The 22,380-nt window shown below is 43.6% G+C and carries 21 protein-coding genes; 4 read left to right on the top strand and 17 right to left on the bottom strand.

Going from position 1 to position 22,380, the window contains the following annotated elements:
• Positions 1 to 115: 115 nt before the first annotated feature.
• Positions 116 to 544, bottom strand: coding sequence for a ComEA family DNA-binding protein (locus tag FTV18_RS07285; protein WP_180017168.1), 429 nt, complete (start codon positions 542 to 544; stop codon positions 116 to 118).
• Complete coding sequence (gene mazG / locus FTV18_RS07280) at positions 504 to 1,316, bottom strand: nucleoside triphosphate pyrophosphohydrolase (protein ID WP_180017171.1); 813 nt, start codon at positions 1,314 to 1,316, stop codon at positions 504 to 506. Before mazG ends, FTV18_RS07285 begins: the two co-directional genes overlap by 41 nt.
• 89 nt (positions 1,317 to 1,405) lie before the next feature.
• On the opposite strand from mazG, the gene FTV18_RS07275 reads away from it, so the two are divergent.
• Positions 1,406 to 2,176, top strand: a complete 771-nt coding sequence (locus FTV18_RS07275; protein ID WP_179992370.1) for an SDR family oxidoreductase — start codon at positions 1,406 to 1,408, stop codon at positions 2,174 to 2,176.
• 25 nt (positions 2,177 to 2,201) lie between these two features.
• Here FTV18_RS07275 and FTV18_RS07270 read toward each other — a convergent pair whose 3' ends face one another.
• The gene (locus FTV18_RS07270; RefSeq protein WP_180017236.1) at positions 2,202 to 2,822 is read right to left on the bottom strand and encodes a 4'-phosphopantetheinyl transferase superfamily protein; all 621 of its coding nucleotides are present in this window, start codon (positions 2,820 to 2,822) and stop codon (positions 2,202 to 2,204) included.
• A gap of 262 nt (positions 2,823 to 3,084) precedes the next feature.
• On the opposite strand from FTV18_RS07270, the gene FTV18_RS07265 reads away from it, so the two are divergent.
• Positions 3,085 to 3,654 carry a hypothetical protein gene (locus tag FTV18_RS07265; protein ID WP_159124108.1) on the top strand — a complete coding sequence of 190 codons (570 nt, stop codon included), beginning with the start codon at positions 3,085 to 3,087 and terminating at the stop codon, positions 3,652 to 3,654.
• A gap of 56 nt (positions 3,655 to 3,710) precedes the next feature.
• On the opposite strand, the gene der is transcribed toward FTV18_RS07265, so the two are convergent.
• The 14 genes from der to FTV18_RS07195 form a co-directional block, all read right to left on the bottom strand.
• A complete protein-coding gene (der, locus tag FTV18_RS07260; protein WP_004782108.1) occupies positions 3,711 to 5,123 on the bottom strand; it encodes a ribosome biogenesis GTPase Der in 1,413 nt (470 codons plus the stop codon).
• Positions 5,124 to 5,299: 176 nt separating this feature from the next.
• Positions 5,300 to 6,448, bottom strand: a complete 1,149-nt coding sequence (bamB, locus tag FTV18_RS07255) for an outer membrane protein assembly factor BamB (protein ID WP_034703513.1) — start codon at positions 6,446 to 6,448, stop codon at positions 5,300 to 5,302.
• Entirely contained in the window at positions 6,445 to 7,143 is a 699-nt protein-coding gene (locus FTV18_RS07250) for a tetratricopeptide repeat protein (protein WP_180017173.1), read from the bottom strand. The genes bamB and FTV18_RS07250 overlap by 4 nt, the downstream gene beginning before the upstream one ends.
• Positions 7,144 to 7,173: 30 nt before the next feature.
• Positions 7,174 to 8,469: a histidine--tRNA ligase gene (gene hisS, locus FTV18_RS07245; protein ID WP_180017175.1), complete on the bottom strand. Its 1,296-nt coding sequence runs from the start codon at positions 8,467 to 8,469 to the stop codon at positions 7,174 to 7,176.
• A gap of 3 nt (positions 8,470 to 8,472) precedes the next feature.
• Positions 8,473 to 9,594 (bottom strand): flavodoxin-dependent (E)-4-hydroxy-3-methylbut-2-enyl-diphosphate synthase, encoded by a 1,122-nt coding sequence (ispG, locus tag FTV18_RS07240; RefSeq protein WP_004782104.1) that lies wholly within the window; start codon positions 9,592 to 9,594, stop codon positions 8,473 to 8,475.
• Between the two features lie 23 nt (positions 9,595 to 9,617).
• The gene (locus FTV18_RS07235; RefSeq protein ID WP_180017177.1) at positions 9,618 to 10,403 is read right to left on the bottom strand and encodes a helix-turn-helix domain-containing protein; all 786 of its coding nucleotides are present in this window, start codon (positions 10,401 to 10,403) and stop codon (positions 9,618 to 9,620) included.
• Entirely contained in the window at positions 10,394 to 11,194 is an 801-nt protein-coding gene (gene pilW, locus FTV18_RS07230) for a type IV pilus biogenesis/stability protein PilW (RefSeq protein WP_005232134.1), read from the bottom strand. The genes FTV18_RS07235 and pilW overlap by 10 nt, the downstream gene beginning before the upstream one ends.
• A gap of 14 nt (positions 11,195 to 11,208) precedes the next feature.
• Complete coding sequence (gene rlmN / locus FTV18_RS07225; RefSeq protein ID WP_005232136.1) at positions 11,209 to 12,444, bottom strand: 23S rRNA (adenine(2503)-C(2))-methyltransferase RlmN; 1,236 nt, start codon at positions 12,442 to 12,444, stop codon at positions 11,209 to 11,211.
• Between the two features lie 121 nt (positions 12,445 to 12,565).
• On the bottom strand, positions 12,566 to 12,997 hold the full coding sequence (gene ndk, locus FTV18_RS07220) for a nucleoside-diphosphate kinase (protein WP_004782097.1): 432 nt from the start codon (positions 12,995 to 12,997) through the stop codon (positions 12,566 to 12,568).
• A 109-nt stretch (positions 12,998 to 13,106) separates the two neighbouring features.
• Positions 13,107 to 13,307, bottom strand: coding sequence for a Fe-S cluster assembly protein IscX (gene iscX, locus FTV18_RS07215; protein ID WP_005232138.1), 201 nt, complete (start codon positions 13,305 to 13,307; stop codon positions 13,107 to 13,109).
• Positions 13,308 to 13,395: 88 nt separating this feature from the next.
• Complete coding sequence (locus FTV18_RS07210) at positions 13,396 to 13,947, bottom strand: phosphatase PAP2 family protein (protein ID WP_004782094.1); 552 nt, start codon at positions 13,945 to 13,947, stop codon at positions 13,396 to 13,398.
• Between the two features lie 1,158 nt (positions 13,948 to 15,105).
• Complete coding sequence (gene ilvC, locus FTV18_RS07205) at positions 15,106 to 16,122, bottom strand: ketol-acid reductoisomerase (RefSeq protein ID WP_005232140.1); 1,017 nt, start codon at positions 16,120 to 16,122, stop codon at positions 15,106 to 15,108.
• Between the two features lie 107 nt (positions 16,123 to 16,229).
• A complete protein-coding gene (gene ilvN, locus FTV18_RS07200; RefSeq protein ID WP_004782091.1) occupies positions 16,230 to 16,721 on the bottom strand; it encodes an acetolactate synthase small subunit in 492 nt (163 codons plus the stop codon).
• Positions 16,718 to 18,445 carry an acetolactate synthase 3 large subunit gene (locus FTV18_RS07195; RefSeq protein WP_004782089.1) on the bottom strand — a complete coding sequence of 576 codons (1,728 nt, stop codon included), beginning with the start codon at positions 18,443 to 18,445 and terminating at the stop codon, positions 16,718 to 16,720. Before FTV18_RS07195 ends, ilvN begins: the two co-directional genes overlap by 4 nt.
• A gap of 680 nt (positions 18,446 to 19,125) precedes the next feature.
• On the opposite strand from FTV18_RS07195, the gene FTV18_RS07190 reads away from it, so the two are divergent.
• Both FTV18_RS07190 and leuS read left to right on the top strand, forming a co-directional pair.
• Entirely contained in the window at positions 19,126 to 19,476 is a 351-nt protein-coding gene (locus FTV18_RS07190; RefSeq protein ID WP_180017179.1) for a DUF4124 domain-containing protein, read from the top strand.
• Between the two features lie 122 nt (positions 19,477 to 19,598).
• Positions 19,599 to 22,235 (top strand): leucine--tRNA ligase, encoded by a 2,637-nt coding sequence (leuS, locus tag FTV18_RS07185; protein ID WP_180017181.1) that lies wholly within the window; start codon positions 19,599 to 19,601, stop codon positions 22,233 to 22,235.
• Positions 22,236 to 22,380: the final 145 nt, after the last annotated feature.

Genomic DNA, 22,380 nt, shown 5'->3' with positions numbered 1-22,380 from the left:
GAACGTAAAATTCTAAGATGACGCTAATCATATCGCTTACACCGCTAAAGGGCAATTTGATTATGTCATTCTCATGGTTCAGATGGATGGCTTATTTACAATAAATTCAGCAGGGTTACAAAGCCAGTTTATCCTTGTTTTTGGCAAATAAGGTCGGCCCGATGCCTTTGACCTGTTGAATATCTTCAATTGTTTTAAATTTACCGTTTTTCTGCCGGTATTCAATGATCGCTTCCGCTTTCTTCTGCCCGATGCCATTTAACTGCTGTAACTGCTCAATACTGGCCTGGTTCAGACTGATTTTATCAGCAGCTGAAGAGGCGGATAATGCAGGTTTAGCCAGATAATGATTGTTTTCAGAAACGGGGGTAGCAGCAGCAATTTTCTTCTTCAGGCGTGCATCATGCTGCTGCTGACGTACTTTCCATTCTGCATAATCGGTTGCAGTTGCGTGTACTGTTCCAATTGAAGTATAGGCCAGCCAAATGCCTAGCAGGACAGTATTAATCCATGCTGGACCTATGCGATGTTGTACTTTGTTCATGAGCGGCTCTTTGTTTTAATTCTAATTTGGCCTGTTCCCAGAGCTGATCCAATTCAGCCAATGACAGGCTTTCCAGATTGAGTTGCTGTTGTTCTGCCCGATCTTCCATCAGGGCAAAGCGAGTCCGGAATTTATGGATCGTGCCCAATAATGCCATCTCGCTTGAGACACCAAGTTTACGACCAACATTCACCAGTGAAAATAAGCAGTCGCCAAATTCTTCGCGTATTTCATCGGAATTTTGTCCAGCAACGGCTTCTTTTAATTCAGCCAGTTCTTCTTCCAGCTTGCCATAGGCACCCGCGACATCTGGAAAGTCAAAGCCGATTTTGGCGACATTTTTCTGGATCTCATCCGCCTGTTGCAGTGCAGGTGCATGCTTGGTCTCATCCAAACGTGAACGTGGCTTACCCTGTTTTTCTTTCTGCTTGATTTCTTTCCAGAGTACCGAGACATCTTCAGGACTCAGCTGTGCAAACTGTTCAGCCTGAAATACATGCGGATGACGACGAATCAGCTTATCCGTAATCGCCTGAACTACATCGTGAAAATCAAAAGCGCCCTGCTCGCTATACATTTGTGACTGAAATACGACCTGTAACAGCAAATCACCCAGTTCATCCCGCACCTCATCAGCTTGGCCAGAGCGCACTGCTGCTTCAACTTCATAGGCTTCCTCAATCGCATATTTGGTTAAAGATTCGGGAGTCTGTTGCTGATCCCATGGACATTTTTCACGTAACTCACGCATGACTTGGAGTAATTGTTCCACCGTAAAACCTCTTCTTTACCAAATAGCCGCATTATTTTGCCTGTCTCTTGCTATGCTCAAGAAAAAAAGACAATAAGGAGATCAAGCACATGCACAGTATATTGATTAGTGGTGCAGCACAAGGAATTGGTGCCGCGACAGCCAGGCTATTTTACCAGCAAGGTTATAAAGTCGGAATTTATGATATTAATCTTGAACAGGCAGAACAATTGGCCCAGCAACTCGGTGAACATGCCAAAGCTGGCTTTCTGGATGTAACCGATTATGCATCATGGGAAACTACTCTATCTGAATTCGCATCCTGGTCAGGTGAAATCAATATTCTGGTAAATAATGCCGGGATTTTATATTCTGGTCCTTTTGAAGAAACGAATATTACTAATCACCATCGCACCCTTGACGTGAATATTAAAGGCGTCCTGAATGGCTGTCATGCTGCTTTACCCTACTTAAAGCAGGCTTCCTTTGCCCGGGTCATTAACCTGTCTTCAGCATCGGCGATTTATGGCCAAGCGGATCTGGCTTCCTATGCAACCAGCAAATTTGCGGTTCGTGGTTTGACTGAAGGACTAGATATCGAATGGCAAAAATATGGCATTCGGGTATTTGATGTGATGCCGCTTTTTGTTAGCACTGCAATGGTGAAAGATATGCAGGCCGAAAGTATCAAAAAAATGGGCGTGCATCTAAAAGCTGAGGATGTAGCGCAGGATATTTTCAAACTGGCACAGCTAAAAGATTCAATTTGGCAAGTGACCCATCATCCAGTCGGATTCAAGAGTAAGTTTTTATTTCACTTATCTCGAATGAGTCCACAGTTCGTTAACCGGCTGAGTAATTTAATGATTGCCAAACAATAAGAAATATTTTGGGCTTACTCTACTTTCAAACAGCTTGATGAATCTGAATCGTTGGAAATCTTAGGCCTTTACAAGAATACTCGCTTTGCCAGGCCACAGTGAGCATGCAACCCGCTAAAATATAGTTTTGATAGGCATAAATTCCAATTTCTGGATGTTCACAACGTCCTCCATCTTGATGTGGATGAATCTGGGTATTCAGCTCATTCAGGTTTATCCGGATTCCAAGGCCTGACGCTTTTAGGACCGCCTCTTTGGTGGTCCAGACTTTAAACCAGTATTCAGGATCGTAATCTAATGCCTGCCACTGTTTCAGCTCTTCAGGATGAAAAGCGTGTTGGGCTAGGGCTTCAAAACGTACATTTCGATTAAGTTCTTCGATATCGATCCCCAAATTCTGAATATGTTTGCTTGTTGCTAATGCATAGAAGTTTTGGCTATGGGTATGATTAAAACCAAAGTCTGGATGGGCTGGAAAATAAGGCTTGCCGTATTCGGTTGTAGTAAAGTCCTGCTGGTCAATAACACAACCTAAATGTGCAGCTAGCAACTGATTACGATAGTTATAAATTAATTGTTTACGCTGCTGAATATAGGTTTTCCGATCTAAGTCTTGTAAATGTCTAAGTCGTGGTGCCAGCGCGATCCAATCAATATGAATAATAGACTTCAAAAATAGTCGCCCTTATAAAAAATGTTACTTTTAAGGCCTTCAGTATAAATCAACCTGATTGCCTCTCTGACAAACTATAGGTAATATCTTAAAATATATTTTAATAAAACTTAATTAAAACAATAAAATATACTGTAAATCAAAATAAATAATTGAGCTTTCAAGCTATTTTTAATCGAATAAAAAATAGTTACAATCCAGCTACAATTTTATACATAGAAAAACAGAGGGTCATATGTTTAAGCGAATCATATTCAGTACGACAATTGCTGCACTATCATTTTCAACACAAGCTGGCTCCTGGCTAGAAGCTGCTACTGCAGTTATGGGAGCTAGAAACGGCGCCATCATGGATCAGGCTGAAGCAAATATGGAGCGCAGCCGTGCACAGGCGAATGCTGCTGTTGCACGTGCAGACCGTGCCTATGCTTCTAATTATAATAATGCTTCAAATCAAAATAACGGTGTCTACTCAACAACATATTTAAAAGGTTTAGATTGTACGGATTTGGCAGTAGAAGCGCGCAGTTTTGAACGCACCTTAGAAGCAAGTCAAAATGCACTCAACCAGGCGAATGCTCAAGCCAATAATCCTGTTTCTAAATTAGCAGGTATTGCAAGTGGTGCGCTATCTGCTTTTGCAGGTCAATCACAAACAGTTGCGCGCGCAACTGAAATTACCAATGCTTTTACTGGCAATAATAATCAAAATAATATTGCCGCGTCTCAAGCCGATGCTGACGTAGCTTTAGCTAATCTTGAAAATATCCGTATTTATCAAAAAGCAAAAAAATGCTCAATCTAAAAAATGAATAAATAAAAAAGCCTGCTTTCGCAGGCTTTTTTATTTAACTATGGCAATTAACCACGTTTAAATTTTTTCTCGGCTTTCTTGAATTTCTGTACATAACGACGGCGACGCGCAGCAGTACGTTCATCCAGCTGTGACTTGCGACCTTCAAATGGGTTTTCTGAGGTTTTAAATTCAATTTTTACTGGTGTACCTTCAAGTTTGTAAACTTTACGGAATACATTTTCCAAGTAACGGCGATAATCTGCAGGTGTCTTATCTACCTTATTACCATGAACCACGATAGTAGGTGGATTCTGTCCGCCCATATGCGCATAACGCATCTTGATGCGACGACCTTGTACAGTAGGTGGTTGGTGCGCTTCAGTGGCATCATTTAGAATCTGGGTTAGCTTCGCTGGTGATACTTTCAGATGTGAAGAATCATAAGCACGGTGAATCGATGGATACATCTCACCCACACCTGTACCATGTAGCGCAGAAATCAGGTGGATTTTCGCCCAAGGAATAAAGTCAAAACGACGCTCTACATCGAGCTTACATTGTTTACGATCATATTCGGACATGTTGTCCCATTTATTGATCGCAATCACCATGGCACGGCCAGCTTCCAGTGCATAACCGATCAGGTGCAAGTCCTGCTCTACAATGCCTTCACGGGCATCCACCACGATCACCACTACGTGTGCATCTTTCATCGCCTGCAAGGTTTTCACAATTGAGAATTTCTCAATCATTTCATCAACCTTACCTTTACGGCGTACCCCAGCGGTATCAATCAGGGTGTATTGACGACCATCACGCTCAAAAGGAATATAGATTGAGTCACGCGTCGTTCCTGGCTGGTCAAACGCTACAACACGCTCTTCACCCAATAGACGGTTTACTAGTGTCGATTTACCTACGTTTGGACGACCAATAATTGCAAGACGTAGACCAGTATTCTTGTCATGTTCTTCTGGACTTTCATCTTCAGGCACATCTTCAAGTACTTCTTCCAGCATTTGCTGTACGCCACGGCCGTGGCTAGCAGCCACTTGCATAGGCTCGCCCATACCGAGTTTATAAAACTCGACCAGAGCAGCTTCAGCATGTACGCCATCAACTTTATTAGCTACAAGGAAAACTTTCTTGCCCAAAGTACGCAGTTCACGAGCGATCTGTTCATCAGATGCCAGTAGTCCGGCACGTGCATCGACCACAAAAATGATCATGTCGGCTTCATGGATCGCAGTTTTAGACTGCTCAGCCATGTAGGAGTCAATACCGCCTTCATTTTCACCGATACCACCAGTATCCACGACAATGAAAGATTTGTTTTGATAGATCGCATCACCATATTTACGGTCGCGTGTCAGACCTGCAAAGTCTGCTACCAATGCGTCACGGCTCTTGGTTATCTGGTTAAACAGAGTTGATTTTCCGACGTTCGGACGACCAATGAGCGCAATTACGGGTTTCATAGATTAACCTTTATTCAATATCAGGCTGTCTAAAAATGGCCTGAACATCAGAAAGTTTTGGAAGAAAAAGGGAATAGGATTAAAGCCTAAAATAAATAAAAACACGGGGCATTGAACATTCAATCACCCCGCGTAAAAAATACGGTTGGCTTATTTTAGCATAAGCCAAACAAAAATTAACGATTCTGCCAGATGCTTAATGCACCCTTGCGAGTCGAAACATAGAGCTGGTTGTCAATTACACGTAAATGACGCACTTCACCAGAAGTTTTAGCACGGCCAATAATCTGCCCTGTTGATGGATCCAGCAGGTGCAATACTCCGTCTAGATCACCTACGACAAGCTCAGTTCCCAGCATTACCGGATTGCTCAGCTGACGATTCAACAACTGATCATTTTCCCATAAAGGCTGGCCAGTGGTAATTTCATACGCGCTGATTTTACCATCAGTTTGGGCAACGAAGACGCCATTGCCCACCACTTCCGGCCGCTGGATACTGCTGGCATCTTCACTCCAGATCACCTGTTGTGAAGCCAGATCAAATACAGTCACCTGACCTTGATAGCTGGTGGTCACAATAAACTGACCTGCTACGACAGGATCACCGTCAATATCAATCAAACGCTGAATGTCCGAACGGCCATCCGAGATTGCAACACGGCGCTGCAATTTAGGCACACCACTTAAGGCATCGATTGCATAAATATAAGCATTTGAAGTCGCAATCAATACATTACGCGCATCTAAAGGCACTGGAGCCGCCATGCCACGCAGGCTAAACTGGACATTCGGTAAATCATAGGTCCAGACCTGAGCGCCTGAGGCCACTTCGTGAGCATATACAGTACCGTCATTAGTGACAGTAATTACGCGACCTGCATGAATCAGTGAAGGCGCCAAGATGGCACCAGTCAATTGTGCAGTCCAGCGTTGTTCGCCAGTCTGCTGATCCAGTGCGATCAGTTGGCCTTTGTTGCTGCCAACCACCACGATCCCATCAGCGGCTTCAACGCCAGAGCTTAAAGTATCTTTGCTGACTTTTTTCTGCCACAGGCGCTGCTTGCCACTAAAAGCAGTGACTTCACCCTTAGGGTCGATCGCAAATACGACTCCGTTATCCGCATCCAGACGTAGACGTAGCGGATCAGCCTTCTCTGTTGAAGAAACACTGGTCGAAAATACAGGAACAAGTGTTTTAGTCTGACTGATTTTTGGAAGTGGATTCGGTTTTACTTCTGGTACTTTATTGGTCTTACCCGCACAGCCAGCGAGTGCAAGAGTTAAAACAGTTAAAGCACAGGTGATTTTATATGTTCTGTTCATTCAGCTTCTTCCACTTGTGTTTCTATAATTGGGCGTTCGATTTCCGGGTCATCGACCAACACGCCTACGCTTTCGAGCTTAATTTGTAAAATTTGACGTTCTTCTTTACGTTCAATCAAAGCATCCCATGCACTTTGATATACTTTTTTGGCATTTTCAATATCATTTTTGGCAACATAGATATCGCCACGTGCTTCATCGGCGGTTGCTTTAAATGCAGGTTCAATCACTGCATCCAAAGTTTTCAGGGCTGCATCATATTTTTTCTGTGCTAATTGTGCATAAGCCAGACGCAATTTAACGACCTGAACCAGGCCTTTATCATCAACTTTAGAGTTTTCAACTTTTTGTAATGCTTTCTCAGCAGCAGCGTAATCCTGCTTGTCATAAGCCAGTTTCGCCATGACCAACTGGGTTTGAATCGCTTGAGCTGAATCTGGCGCTTCTTTGACAATCTTGTCTGCAGTTTCAGATAGCTTGGCAAAAGCATCACCATCTGCAGCCTGTGCTTCATCCATCAGTTGCTGAACCTTGGCAGTCTGCATTTGCGATTCCGCCAGGTTTTTCTTCTGCCAATATTCCCATCCGAAAAAGGCAATCAGCGCAACCAGAATCCCGATAATGATCGAAGAACCATACTTCTTCGTGAAGGATTTTAAACTTTCAAGTTGTTCATCATCAGTCATTGCGCTCATGCGATTACCTTTTTCCTAATGTTTTATCGATTATTTTGAAGAAATTTTAGTACTGAAAAATGCGACAAAGTCTGCAAATGGCACAGTAGATTGCTCTGCAGTCGCCAGCTCTTTCACCGTAAAGCTTTGTGCTTCAAGTTCACGCTCACCGATAATGGCCGCATATAAAGCACCGGCTTGATCGGCTTTTTTCATTTGCGACTTCATTGAACCTTGTGAGCCGACTTTCAGACGAATATTACTGCCTGCAGCTTCCAATTGATCACGAATCTGTTCGGCCAATACCAGTGCTTTACCTTGTGAAGCAGGATCGGCAACCAGGAATACTTCGCAATCACGTACTGGAGTATTATCTTCAACCTGTTCCAGTAGAAGCAATAAACGCTCCATCCCCATCGCGAAACCAACTGCAGGCACAGATTGATCTGCCTTGCCTTTCAATTGACCGACTAAGCCGTCATAACGACCACCGGCACACACAGTACCTTGCGAACCTAAGTGAGTAGTGGTCCATTCAAATACGGTATTGTTGTAGTAGTCCAGACCACGTACCAGTTTCTGATTGATGACAAAGCTGATACCGGCATCTGACAAATACTGTTGTAACTGGTTAAAGTGCGCCAGTGTTTCTTCACCCATAAAGTCGTGAAGTTTTGGTGCATTTTCTAGGATACTTTGAGTTTTGACATCTTTGGAATCCAGAATACGCAGCGGATTAGTCGTCAGACGACGTTGAGAATCTTCATCCAGATCCGCTTTATGCGCTTGTAGGAAGTCTACCAGCGCCGCACGATACGCTGCACGTTCATCAGACTCGCCCAAAGTATTTAGCTCCAACTGCACCTTGTCAGCCACACCCATACGTTTCCATAGACGTGCTGTCATCAGGATCAGTTCTGCATCCTGATCAGGCGTTGCCACACCAAATGTTTCCACACCAAACTGGTGAAACTGGCGGTAACGGCCTTTTTGCGGTTTTTCATAACGGAACATCGGTCCGATATACCAGACTTTCGGGGTCGCACCACGAAGCAGGTTATGTTCCAGCATCCCACGTACACAGCCCGCTGTTCCTTCAGGACGTAAAGTCAGAGACTCAGGCGGATTACCTTTGTCCAGGAAGGTGTACATTTCTTTTTCAACGATATCTGTGGCATCACCGATTGAACGTTTAAACAGATTGGTCTGTTCAACTATCGGCAAACGGATCTGTTGATAGCCATAGGCATCCATCAGACCTGACAGATGCTGTTCAAGACGTCTCCAAGCTGGGGTTTGCGTTGGGAGAATGTCATTAAAACCTTTGATTGCGACGATTGAACTCATGATCTACTCAGAAAAACTTGTGCGAATAATTTCTTTTGATTTGGCTTCTTCAAGCTCGGAAACACGTTGACGAACCATTGATTCGATTTCATCAACCAGTTGATTGGTATCGATTAAATGGCTCTTTTCACCATTACGATACACCAGTGAGCGCGGACTTGCACCTACTACACCGATATCGGCTTCTTTGGCTTCGCCCGGACCATTCACTTTACAGCCAATTACAGACACATCCATCGGAACACGGACATCTTCCAAACGTTCTTCAAGGGTCTGCATTACTTTAATCACGTTAAATTCCTGACGTGAACAGCTTGGGCAGGCAATGAAGTTAATTCCGTTAGAACGAAGGCCCAGCGATTTCAGGATATCAAAACCAATCTTGATTTCTTCTTCAGGCTCAGCTGCCAGAGAAATACGCATGGTATCGCCAATACCTTCCATCAGCAGACCACCCAAAGCAATCGCTGATTTCACTGAACCGGTACGATATACACCCGCTTCCGTCACACCCAAGTGCAATGGATTATCAATCTGTTTAGACAGCAGACGATAGGCATCCATAGTCAAAAACACGTTTGATGCTTTGACCGATACTTTAAATTCATGGAAATTCAGACGATCCAGAATGTCGATATGACGCATCGCAGATTCCAGCAATGCTTCACCTGTTGGCTCGCCATATTTCTTTTGAATATCTTTTTCCAGTGAACCGGCATTCACGCCAATACGCATGGAAATGTCGTTATGACGTGCAGCCGCCACGACTTCACGAATCTTGGCTTCTGAGCCGATATTCCCCGGGTTAATACGCAGACAGTCTGCACCCAGATCAGCAACAGCCAGCGCAATCTTATAGTCGAAGTGAATATCTGCAACCAGTGGTACATCGACTTGCTTACGAATTTCACCGAAAGCCGCTGCTGCTTCCATACTCGGCACAGAGACACGCATAATGTCTGCACCTGCATCTACACAACGCTGAATTTGTGCAACAGTTGCTGCGACATCGCAGGTTTCAGTATTGGTCATTGACTGAACAGTGATCGGTGCATCACCACCGACATAGACAGAACCGACACGGATTTTACGTGTTGGACGGCGCTGAATTGGATTTACGATCATGATTTCGCCCTATCTGCTCACCATTAACGTGATAAACGGAAATCTGCTTTTCCGTTAACCGTATAAGGTGACAATGCAATACTTTCATTATTTAAACTGAGTGATACTGCTGTCGCATCATCCAGTCGGATCTGGAATGGCGCTTCACCGCTCAGCTCTATAGTAGACGCTTGACGGCCAGTGGCCAGCACGTTACCGCCTGCATCTACAATATGCACAGAGGTTGGACGGCTAAAATCAAGCTTAAGCTGATCACCGGACATGGCAGCACCGGCATCCAGATTCAAAATCTCAACATCAGAAGAAGTGTCAGCAACTTCAGCACTATTCTCGCTGCTCTCTGACCAGTTCTGGATCATGGCCACTAGCGCACCCAAAATCAGTACTACGACCAGCGCAATCAGACCGCGTTTTAACCATTTGCGGTTACGATCACGCTTTGATCCTGGCAATTTACCCATGATCTTGATTGGAGAATCTTTCAGAGCATGCGTTGCAACCATACCGGTATCATTGGCATAAATTTCATCAAAACGCTGAATCAGGCTAGAAGCATCGACACCGAGATATTTGGCATAGGTGCGGTAATAACCCTTAATAAAAGTCGCTTCAGGCAAGGATTTATAATCATCCTTTTCCAAGGCATTCAGGGTTTTTACCGGAATATTGAGTTCTTTGGCAACGTCTTCAAGCTCACGTTGCTGATTAATACGAATCTTGCGTAAGTACTCGCCTGGACGCTGAACATTTCCTAACGCGTTTGGAGCTACGCTCGAATTATTCGAATCTGAATTAGGATTTACTTCCATACGGCCTCAGTACTGTACTGTAATTGCAAATAACGTTGGTATTCCGGGCTTTCAGGGAACAATGCACGTAATTGATTCACCAATACCTGCATGCCTAACTGATCGCCACTGGCACGCGCAGTGCGAATGCCAATCCAGAGCGCACGGGCACTCTGGTTTTTCTGCCCCACGCCACGTACAAACTGTTCATACATTTGAGTCGCGGCCGGGAACTGCTGGTTCAGATAAAAAATTTCTGCCAACTCTAACATTGATATATACGAAGCGCGATTAGCCTGTAGTGCCTGTTTGAATGATTTTTCAGCATTCACCAGATCACCCTGTTTCAGGTAAATCCGTCCCATATTCTCAAGGGCACGAAAACGCTGGTCATAACCTAAAGTTGCGCCAGCAATTTCGAACTGCTCAATCGCATCTTTATAGCGCTCAAGCTGATATAAATAGGTGCCGTAGTTATTTCGTGCCTGGGCATTCTTTGGATCTGCCGAAATTGCACGCTTGAAATAACCTTCGGCTTTTTCAAGATTAGGTTTACTGCCTTCCTGCTGAAGCAGCACCCCCATCATCATATTGGCTTGCGAATCACGCGGATTAGTTTCCAGTGCCTGATCCAGCGCACGTTTGGCTGAATCTAGATCACCGTTTTTAAGATATTCAACCGCCAACTGAGTACGAACCTTGGTGGCTTTTTCCGGATCCTTCTGACCCAGATCTGGCGTTTGACACGCAGTTAAAACCAAAGACCCACATACTACTGAAACCAAAGCAAGTTTAGATGTCAGATTACTCAATTGGCGACCTCTTGTTATCCTTGTGAGCGCATAATCTCATTGGACTGCGCAATTTTCTTTTTCCACTGTTCCGCACGACGGGTACGGTCAGCAACTTGTCCTACCAGTTGTCCACACGCAGCGTCGATATCATCACCACGTGTCTGACGAATCGTACACACAAAACCGGCATCAGACAAAGTTTTTTGGAAAGAAATAATCCGGTTACGGCTTGAACGGCCATATGGCGCATGCGGGAACGGGTTAAATGGAATCAGGTTAATCTTGCTTGGCAGATCTTTGAGCAGCTTGATCATCTGCTGGGCATGTTCAGGTTTGTCATTTACGCCATCCAGCATTACGTATTCGATAGTCACGTGCTTACGCGCACTTTCATTACCATCTTTAGTGATGTAGCGCTGACAAGCGGCAATAAGCTGCTCTAGCGGATATTTTTTGTTGATTGGCACCAGTTCATTACGCAGCTCGTCATTGGTTGCGTGTAATGAAATCGCCAAAGCCACATCAATATCTTGCGCCAACTGGTCAATTTTCGGCACGACACCTGAAGTTGAAAGCGTTACGCGACGTTTAGACATGCCATAAGCAAAATCATCCAGCATAATGCGCATAGAGTTTAATACAGCATCATAGTTCAGCAATGGCTCGCCCATGCCCATCATCACCACATTGGTCACTGAACGCTCACGCTCAGCCACAGGCACTTCTTCCATATAGGAGTAGTTGGCCATCCATAACTGACCAATGATTTCAGCTTGAGTCAGGTCACGCTGGAAACCTTGCTTACCGGTTGAACAGAATGAACAGTCTAGGGCACAGCCCACTTGTGAAGAAATACACAGGGTCTTACGTGAACCAGTTTTATCCTCTGCCGGAATCAGCACGGTTTCAACCAGAGAGCCATCACCATCACCGACACGGAACACCCATTTACGGGTACCGTCTTTAGAATAGTTTTTATGCACCACTTCTGGCGCTTTAATTTCACAAATCTTTTCCAGTTTTTCACGCAGTTTGCCCGAGATATTGGTCATCTCGGCAAAATCAGTCACGAAATACTGATGAATCCATTTCATCACCTGACCGGCACGGAACTTCTTCTCGCCCATATCTTCGAAGAATTTTTCCATTTGCGGACGTGACATGCCTAGTAAGTTCACTTTTTCCACAGAATTTTGCTGTGCAGGAGTGGACGGAGATTGTTGCTGTGCATCAGAAACTGCTGATGTAGCGACCACTTCAGTACTCATGTGTATACCTAAACCATGTCTAAAGATGAAAGGAGAAGCTCAATATCTGAGCAAAGAATTATTCAGAGAATAAAAAAACCAGATAAGTATAATAACACTTATCTGGTTTGAATACTGCGTATTAACGAGTACGTGGAGCAATCTCAGTTTGCGCGAAGAAGTAGTTAATTTCGCGGTCAGCAGATGCTACAGAGTCAGAACCGTGAGCAGCGTTTTCGTCGATGCTTACAGCGAAGTCTGCACGGATTGTACCAGGAGCAGCTTCTTTAGGGTTAGTCGCGCCAAGGATGTCACGGTGAGCAAGAACAGCGTTTTCGCCTTCAAGAACTGAAACAACAACTGGACCAGAAGTCATGAATGCAACTAGGTCACCGAAGAAACCACGTTCTTTGTGCTCAGCGTAGAAGCCTTCAGCTTCAGCTTGAGTCAGGTGTTTCATTTTAGTCGCAACGATTTTAAGACCTGCTTTTTCGAAACGAGCAAAGATGTCACCGATGTGGTTTTTAGCAACTGCGTCTGGTTTTACGATAGATAATGTACGTTCAATAGCCATGATTGGCTCCTTAAGTCAATTGTTGACATGAAAATTTGCCGCATTATACCGAATAATGGACTTTTTTCTGCCTTTAAACTGTAAAAAAATTGCTTTTTTCAACTGGCAATTAACGTGCTTCGTCAATCCATGCCATTTGAATGGCTTCCAGAAGCCCTTCGGTTGATTTGGTTGGATCGTCTTCAAAATCAGGAAGCGCACATACCCAGGCATGCAGGTCGGTAAAGCGAACCCATTGCGGATCCACGTCTGGATGCGCTTCATACAATTCAATCGCGATATCGAGGGTATCTGTCCAACGTAAACCCATGTCTATTCCTAAGCCTATTTACTGTGATGTAGTACTTTAGCAAATCTGCAAAATTCTGCGAGTCTTTGCCGGATCATCTCGTGATTTTTTACAACATGATATTAAAAAAAGGTGCCGTAAATACAATCATGGTGGCCACCAGCGCGCCCAATATGGCTCCTACCGCCACATCACTTGGATAATGCAAGCCTAAAACCATTCGGGAGATCGCGACCAGAATGGCAAATGGCAACATTAAAAACAGCAAAAAAGGTACGATATAGCCCAGCACAATGGTCACCATCACTGCATGCAAGGTATGTCCCGAAGGAAAACTAAAATGATCCAGCGGATGCTCACAGAGCCGAATCACCTGATGCACCTGATAAGGACGTGGACGTACTGTTTTGGTTTTTAGAAGTTTATAAATCAGGGTTCCGACCATACTGCCAAACACCAGATAAACAATCTGCAAGGTATACATCAGGCCCTGAATCAGCCAGACGGCAATGAGCATCAAATACCAGAATACGCCATTGCCCAACCGGCTAATGATTTTAAAAAAAGCTGCAATGCGTTCTGAATGTGAAAAATGATTAAGATAAATACAGCCTTTTAAATCAATTTCTAAAAATTTTAGTTTTGCATTCTGAAATTTCATTGTAGAGCTCTTATTGTTTTATGCCCTGTATTTCAGGTTTTGCACGACTGAAAAATAGAGCTTGTTCAAATTGACACATGAGATAATCGCTATTCACCTTTTTAGTTTGTTAATGTCCGCATCCTTCTGTAATCGTTATAAATCGCTTAATTCAGACATCTAAAGATGAATTCTTACTACTATCCCAACCCAATCAGCCAACTTTTCCGATCATGTTGCAGCTGTAAACAAGTACATCCATGATCATTAGCGATCACTGCTCCACCGCTGGCCATCGCCTCCTGCACTATATTTTCTAACCTTTCAATCCGACCTATCTGAACTGTTAATAGATGATTTATGTATACTGGCATTCATTGAAATACGTCTGGATCACTACATTCAATTCATTCTTTGAGAATACTAGCCTTTAACAAAACCTGAGAAGGATCGAATGTGTTTTGAGTATAGTGCAGTTATAGCGCACAAGACTTTGGTGAAAATGTATCTGTAAGCCGCTTCTTGCCTTGCTCTTACTCAAAATTCGGCTATTTCCAAGCATTTAAAAGTTAATGAGATATAACTATCTATACTTTTAAGTATGGGGCTCGGGTGTGACTGTTTTATGAATTGATTTATGGGAGCTTAGCATTTCTTACATTATCAAACTTGCTGATGCTTTATGTCTGTTCCATCTACCTTTTCAATTTCTTTACTATACTTATGCTCAACCAATAACCGATTAAATACCTGATCCATGCCAATGAATTCAACTTGTAAAATAGTTGCCATTTTTGAATATGATTTATTTTTTGAGATAACCTTTTATCTTCAAATCCCCAGTCAACCAACAAAGCTGCTCCAAGCAATAAAATTAAAATTAAGACAGCTAACCACAAACTTAATGAAAGCCAACTACCCCCACCATACATCACGATAAATAATCGTTTGGATTTGCTGCCATGAAGTTTTGGTATTTTTTAATTCGAATGCATATTGCTCAAACTCTTGATCACCTGCTCCTACTTCAATCCAAACATAGATATGATTTTCTATATTAAAAATTCAGTTCGATCTTTCATCTTATCTTTTTATATTTATTTAAATTATTATTCGACTATATAAAAAAACCCACTCTAGTGAGTGGGTTTTCGCATTCAAATCAATTGATTTGAGAAATTAGTTTTTCTCTTTATCAACGATTTTGTTTGCTTGAATCCAAGGCATCATCGCACGCAATTTAGCACCAGTTTGTTCGATACCGTGTGCAGCATTTTGACGACGACGAGCAGTCATAGATGGGTAGTTCAACGCACCTTCTTGGATGAACATCTTCGCATATTCACCAGATTGGATACGTTTAAGTGCATTACGCATTGCTTCACGAGACTGTTCGTTGATTACTTCAACACCAGTTACGTATTCGCCGTATTCAGCATTGTTAGATACTGAGTAGTTCATGTCAGCGATACCGCCTTCGAACATCAAGTCAACGATCAATTTAAGTTCGTGTAGACATTCGAAGTAAGCCATTTCTGGAGCATAACCAGCTTCAACCAGAGTTTCGAAGCCCATTTTAACCAGTTCAACAGCACCACCACAAAGAACCGCTTGCTCACCGAACAGGTCAGTTTCAGTTTCTTCACGGAAAGAAGTTTCGATGATACCAGTACGGCCGCCACCTACACCTGAAGCGTAAGAAAGAGCTACGTTACGTGCATTACCAGAAGCATCTTGGTGGATCGCGATTAAGTCAGGAACACCTGAACCACGTTGGTATTCAGAACGTACAGTGTGACCAGGAGCTTTAGGCGCAACCATGATTACGTCTAGGTCTTTACGTGGAACAACTTGGTTGTAAAGAACAGAGAAACCGTGAGCAAATGCTAGAGTCGCGCCTTCTTTGATGTTTGGCTCGATCACGTCGCGGTAAAGTTGAGCTTGGAACTCATCTGGAGTCAAGATCATTACTACGTCAGCTTGAGCTACAGCAGCAGGAACTTCAGCAACTTTAAGACCAGCGTTTTCAGCTTTTTTCCAAGAAGTAGAATTCGCGCGTAGACCAACAGTTACGTCAACACCAGAATCTTTAAGGTTAAGCGCGTGTGCGTGACCTTGTGAACCATAACCAATGATTGCTACTTTCTTAGATTGGATAATAGATAAGTCGCAGTCTTTATCGTAAAAAATTTGCATTGCTGTCTCCGCTTAAATGCTTGTGTGTCCGTTTCATCAGGCAATGATCCTTGATCACATTGCCTGAAGCCCCCTTCTTATTAGAATGAGGAAATAATTTAAAAAATTTAGATGGTTAGTACTTTTTCGCCGCGTGCAATACCCGACACGCCTGAACGCACCACTTCCAAAATCGTGTTTTCTGCTAATGCGTCAATAAAACCGTCGATTTTTTCAGTCGTACCTGCGATTTGAATCGTGTAAGTTGTTGGCGTTACGTCAACCACCTGGCCACGGAAAATATCGGTCGTACGTTTGATTTCATCACGGGTTGCGCCTAAAGCTTTCACTTTGATCAGCATCAATTCACGTTCAATGTGTGCACCTTCAGACAGATCCACCACTTTAACCACTTCTACCAGCTTGTTCAGCTGTTTGGTGATCTGTTCGATCTTGTGATCATCACCATAAGTCGTCAAAGTCAGACGTGAAAGTGTTGGGTCTTCAGTTGGCGCAACGTTCAATGTTTCAATGTTGTAGCCGCGTTGTGAGAATAAACCCACCAAGCGAGAAAGCGCGCCTGCTTCGTTTTCTACGAGTACAGAGATAATATGTCTCATTTCGTGCGCTCCCCTTTTGCTAACCACATATCCTGCATCGATTGACCCGCAACCAGCATTGGATATACGTGTTCTGTACGGTCAACCATTACGTTAATAAATACGCACTTATCATTGATTGCCATCGCTTCTTCAAGCTTAGATTCAAGCTCGTCTGCGTGGTCAATCTGAATACCTACATGACCATAAGCTTCCATCAATTTTGCAAAGTCAGGTAAAGACTCTACATAAGAGCTAGAGTGACGGCCTTCGTAGTTCATGTCCTGCCACTGTTTCACCATACCCAAGGCACGGTTGTTCAGGCACAAAATTTTTACGTTCAAGCCATACTGCTTACAGGTAGAAAGTTCCTGGATACACATCTGAATTGATGCTTCACCGGTGATACACACTACTTGCTGATCCGGGAATGCAAGTTTCGCCGCCATTGCATATGGCAGACCTACACCCATCGTACCTAGACCACCAGAGTTAATCCATTGACGAGGACGTTTGTAGCGATAGTGCAACGCGCCGAACATCTGGTGCTGACCAACGTCAGAGGTAATGATCGCTTCACCATTGGTGACTTTGTCTAGAGCACGAACCACTTGCTGTGGCTTCATAGAACCATCAGTCGGTACATCAAACTTCAAGCCATGAACCTGACGCCATTCATCAATCTGTTTCCACCATGCCGCAATCGCTTCAGGATTTGGCTTGGACACATTCATTTGCTTCAACTGGTTCAGCATTTCGTTCAGTACAGGTTCTACTGCACCCACGATTGGAATGTGCGCCATGATGGTTTTAGAAATGGTCGCCGGATCGATGTCAATGTGAATGACTTTGGCATTCGGACAGAATTTCGCCGGGTTATTGGTTACACGGTCATCGAAACGTGCGCCTACACACAGAATCACGTCTGCATTGTGCATGGTCATGTTGGCTTCGTAAGTTCCGTGCATACCCAACATGCCGATGAATTGTGGATCATCGCCTGGGAATGCGCCAAGGCCCATCAGGGTATTGGTAACCGGGTAACCCAATAGATGTGCAAGCTCAGTTAATTGTGCTGAAGCATTGCCCTGAACCACGCCGCCGCCTGAGTAAATGACTGGGCGTTTCGCATGAATCAGTTCATCAATCGCTTTACGGATTTGACCTGAGTGACCACGATATGGTGGTTGATACGAACGCATCTTCACTTTTTCAGGATATTCGTAAGCAAATTTCTCTGCCGGGTTGGTTGCATCTTTAGGAATATCAACTACGACTGGACCTGGACGGCCAGATGACGCGATATAGAATGCTTTTTTGATAATTGAAGGAATTTCGCTGGCATGGCGAACCTGGAAGCTGTGCTTCACGATTGGGCGAGAAATACCGACCATATCAGTTTCTTGGAACGCATCCTCACCGATCAAATGGCTTGCAACCTGACCAGACAGGATCACCATTGGAATGGAGTCCATATAAGCCGTTGCAATTGGAGTAACGGTATTAGTCGCGCCTGGACCAGAAGTGACCAGCACAACACCAGTTTTACCTGTTACGCGTGAGTAAGCATCCGCCATGTGACCGGCAGCTTGTTCGTGACGTACGAGGTAATGATTAATTTTGTCTTGTTGAAATAGCGCATCATAAATATGCAGTACTGCGCCGCCTGGATATCCAAAAACATGTTCAACGCCTTCATCCGCTAATGCGCGAACGAGCATTTCACCACCAGATAGAAGTTCCAACGTGATTCACCCTATATTATTCACTGCACAAATGGGAGGCATTTGCAGTGTTCATTCATTAACTGTCTGCACTGTTATAGCACACAAATTTCATAGTTTTCAAAGCAATAGGAATAAAAAATCCGATCTACCTGCTGTTCGAGCAATACAAGATCTAAAACATGTTGGGGTAAACATATTTTGTTCGCTTTGTTCAATTTTTCGGCTAGAAAAATTGCCCATTGCATGACATGACACTTATTCGAAGGGTGATCGATCTAAGGCATATAAAACTATTGCTGCATTCTTGTGTTTTCAGCCTTTAAAGTCAAGTTTAAAAAACAGGCTATTATTGTTTATACGTCTAAAATTTGCTGCTTTTACAGGCAATTTCGACTTTAACTCTGGTTGTTAGCTTTAAAATTCTAATTTAAATTAATAAATTTCATATACTTAGAACTTTAATTTTATAAATTTTTAATATGTCTTATATAAAAAAATTGAATGAATTTTTAAGAAATTCAATGCAACTGTTTATAAATAAATTTTTTTATATAAAATTACTCTTTTTAGGTATCAGCTCAAAACATTAAGATCACTACTGAGCACAAAATTAATTGAATTAAAAATCATCTTATGGCAAAAAATTCTCTACAATAACAACCCTATTTAACCGCTTGAAATTTTCAGGACTTTTACTCATGAAAAGATCTTTCCTGACCGCATTAAGTTTTGCCACTACGTTTGTTTTAGGTGTAGCAAGCAGCTCTGCTTTAGCGATTGAATATTATAAATGGGTCGATGCCAAAGGCGTGACTCACTATACCAAAACCCCGCCTCCTAAAAATGCCAAGCATAAAAGCAAAGTAGAAACCTATGGCTGGACCAATTCCGCGCCTACTCCAGCAAGAACAACCGAAAATGAGAACCGGACCGAAACGGGTAACTCAAACTCATCTGCAGCTGTGCCTGTCGTTTCTGAAAATGAGCAGCAACAGCGTGAAGCCAATGAAGCTTTACAACATGGTCAGTCTGAGCGTGTAGCCTTCTAATCATACTCGTCTACCAATTTAGATTTTTCCTGCAGAATCCCGTACGCAAAATTCACTTTTAGGTGCATTTTGCGCTATGCTGTGCCTTATATTTTTTTTAACCGTTCTCTTGTATTACGTATATGACTACTCACATTGACTCAGAATATCAAGCCAGTGCGATTGAACCTCAAGTCCAGCAGGACTGGGAATCTCGCAAAGCCTTTAAAGTTGCCGACACTGTAGAAGGTCCACGTCGTTATATCCTCTCGATGTTCCCTTACCCAAGTGGCAAACTGCATATGGGTCATGTGCGTAACTATACCATTGGTGACGTGATCAGCCGCTTCCATCGCCTAAAAGGCGAAACTGTATTACAACCCATGGGTTGGGATGCTTTCGGTCTTCCTGCGGAAAATGCTGCAATTGCACACCAGGTCGCTCCTGCAAAATGGACTTTCGAAAATATTGATTACATGCGTAATCAGTTGAAGAAACTTGGCCTGTCTGTAGATTGGGATCGTGAATTCGCAACCTGCACACCAGAATACTATCGCTGGGAACAATGGCTATTCGTTCAGCTTTATAAAAAAGGCCTGATCTACCGTAAACTTTCTACAGTCAACTGGGACCCAGTAGACCAAACAGTTCTTGCCAATGAACAGGTTGAAAATGGTCGCGGCTGGCGTTCAGGTGCTTTGGTTGAAAAACGTGATATTCCAATGTACTACTTCCGCATCACTGATTATGCGCAAGAATTACTGGACGATCTTGAAACGCTGAAAGACGGCTGGCCACAACAAGTCCTGACTATGCAACGCAACTGGATTGGTCGCTCACAAGGTATGGAAATCACCTTCCCTTCAGCGAATCCGGAAGTCTATGCAGACGGTTTAACTGTATTTACCACGCGTGCCGATACATTGATGGGTGTAACTTATGTTGCAGTAGCAGCAGAACATCCAATGGCGTTAAAAGCAGCTGCCCTCCAATCAGAAGCAGGCAATCCTGAACTTCAAGCATTCATCGAAGAATGCCGTATGGGTTCTGTGGCAGAAGCAGATCTTGCGACTGCCGAGAAAAAAGGCATGGCAACAGGTCTTTCTGTAAAACACCCTGTCACAGGTGAAGAAGTTCCTGTCTGGATCGCAAACTACGTACTGATGTCTTACGGTTCAGGTGCGGTGATGGCAGTGCCTTCACACGATGAACGTGACTTCGAATTTGCCAATAAATATGGCTTAACCATCAAGCAAGTGATTGATGCCAAAGGTGCAGAAGATACAGACTTTGACGCAACACAATGGCAAGAGTGGTACGGTTCTAAAGACGGTAAACTGGTTAATTCAGACGAATTTGACGGTTTAGACTTCCAAGGTGCGTTTGATGCATTCCTTGCAAAATTAGAACCACAAGGTCTTGCGAATGTAAAAGTTCAATTCCGTCTACGTGACTGGGGTGTATCTCGTCAGCGTTACTGGGGTTGTCCAATTCCAATGATCAACTGTGACAAGTGCGGTCAAGTGCCGGTACCTGAAGATCAACTTCCTGTGGTACTTCCGACTGACGTTGTTCCAGACGGTTCAGGTAACCCACTGAACAAGATGCCTGAATTCTACGAAACCACTTGTCCTTGCTGTGGTGGCGATGCACGTCGTGAAACAGATACGCTAGACACATTCGTAGAATCATCTTGGTACTATGCACGTTATGCATCTCCAGACTTTACTGATGGCATGGTAAAACCTGAAGCAGGTCAAACTTGGCTTCCTGTAAACCAATACATCGGTGGTGTTGAACACGCGATTCTGCACTTGCTCTATGCACGTTTCTTCCACAAATTGATGCGTGACGAAGGCGTGGTACAAGGTAACGAGCCGTTCACTAACTTGCTCACTCAAGGTATGGTGCTTGCGGATACTTATTACCGCGAATCTGAATCAGGCAAGAAAACCTGGTTCAACCCTGCCGACATCGAACTTGAGCGTGATGAGAAAGGTCGCATCACTTCTGCGAAATACAAAGGTGATGGTCAAGATGTCATCGTTGGCGGTCAGGAAAAAATGTCGAAATCGAAAAACAACGGTATCGACCCGCAAGCGATTATTGACCAATACGGTGCAGACACTGCACGTGTATTCATGATGTTCGCGGCTCCACCAGATCAATCACTTGAATGGTCTGATGCCGGTGTTGAAGGTGCAAACCGCTTCCTGAAACGTGTATGGCGTTTGGCAACCGGTTTCCTTGAAAAAGGTAATAACGCGACTGAGTTTAATAAAGCGAAACTCTCTACAGCTGCGCAAGATTTACGCCGTAAGACTCACGAAACCATCCAGAAAGTGGGTGATGACATTGAACGTCGTCATGCATTCAACACTGCCATTGCAGCGATGATGGAACTGTTAAATGCGAACAACAAATTTGAAGCGAAAGATGACAATGACGTTGCTGTAGCTCGTGAATCGATCACTACGCTTTTAACTTTGCTTGCACCATTTGCACCACATTTAAGTCAGACTTTATTGGCTCACTTTGGAATCGAGTTAACTCAAGCGCAGTTCCCACAAGTGGATGAATCTGCATTGACTCGTAATACCCAAACCATCGTGGTTCAGGTGAACGGTAAACTTCGTGGCAAACTTGAAGTGTCTGTAGATGCATCTAAAGATGACATTCTTGCTCAAGCCAAAGCCTTGCCTGAAGTTCAGCAATTCTTGACCGGTCCAACCAAGAAAGAAATTGTGGTGCCGAATAAGTTAGTGAATTTGGTGGTTTAATTTCCTTGAAGCCTCCTTGAGCAAGATATAAAGCACTGCTTTATATTGAAGCGCAAGAAAGGGAGGTTTGGAGGGATTTAATCTCCCCTAACCCCTCTTTAATAAAGAGGGGAATTCCCGTCCATATATAAAAAATGGGTTCTCC

Source organism: Acinetobacter sp. YH12241, from assembly GCF_013417535.1.
Classification (GTDB): domain Bacteria; phylum Pseudomonadota; class Gammaproteobacteria; order Pseudomonadales; family Moraxellaceae; genus Acinetobacter.
The sequence above is the reverse complement of the archived record's forward strand: the minus strand, read 5'-3'. Positions and strand labels throughout refer to the sequence as shown.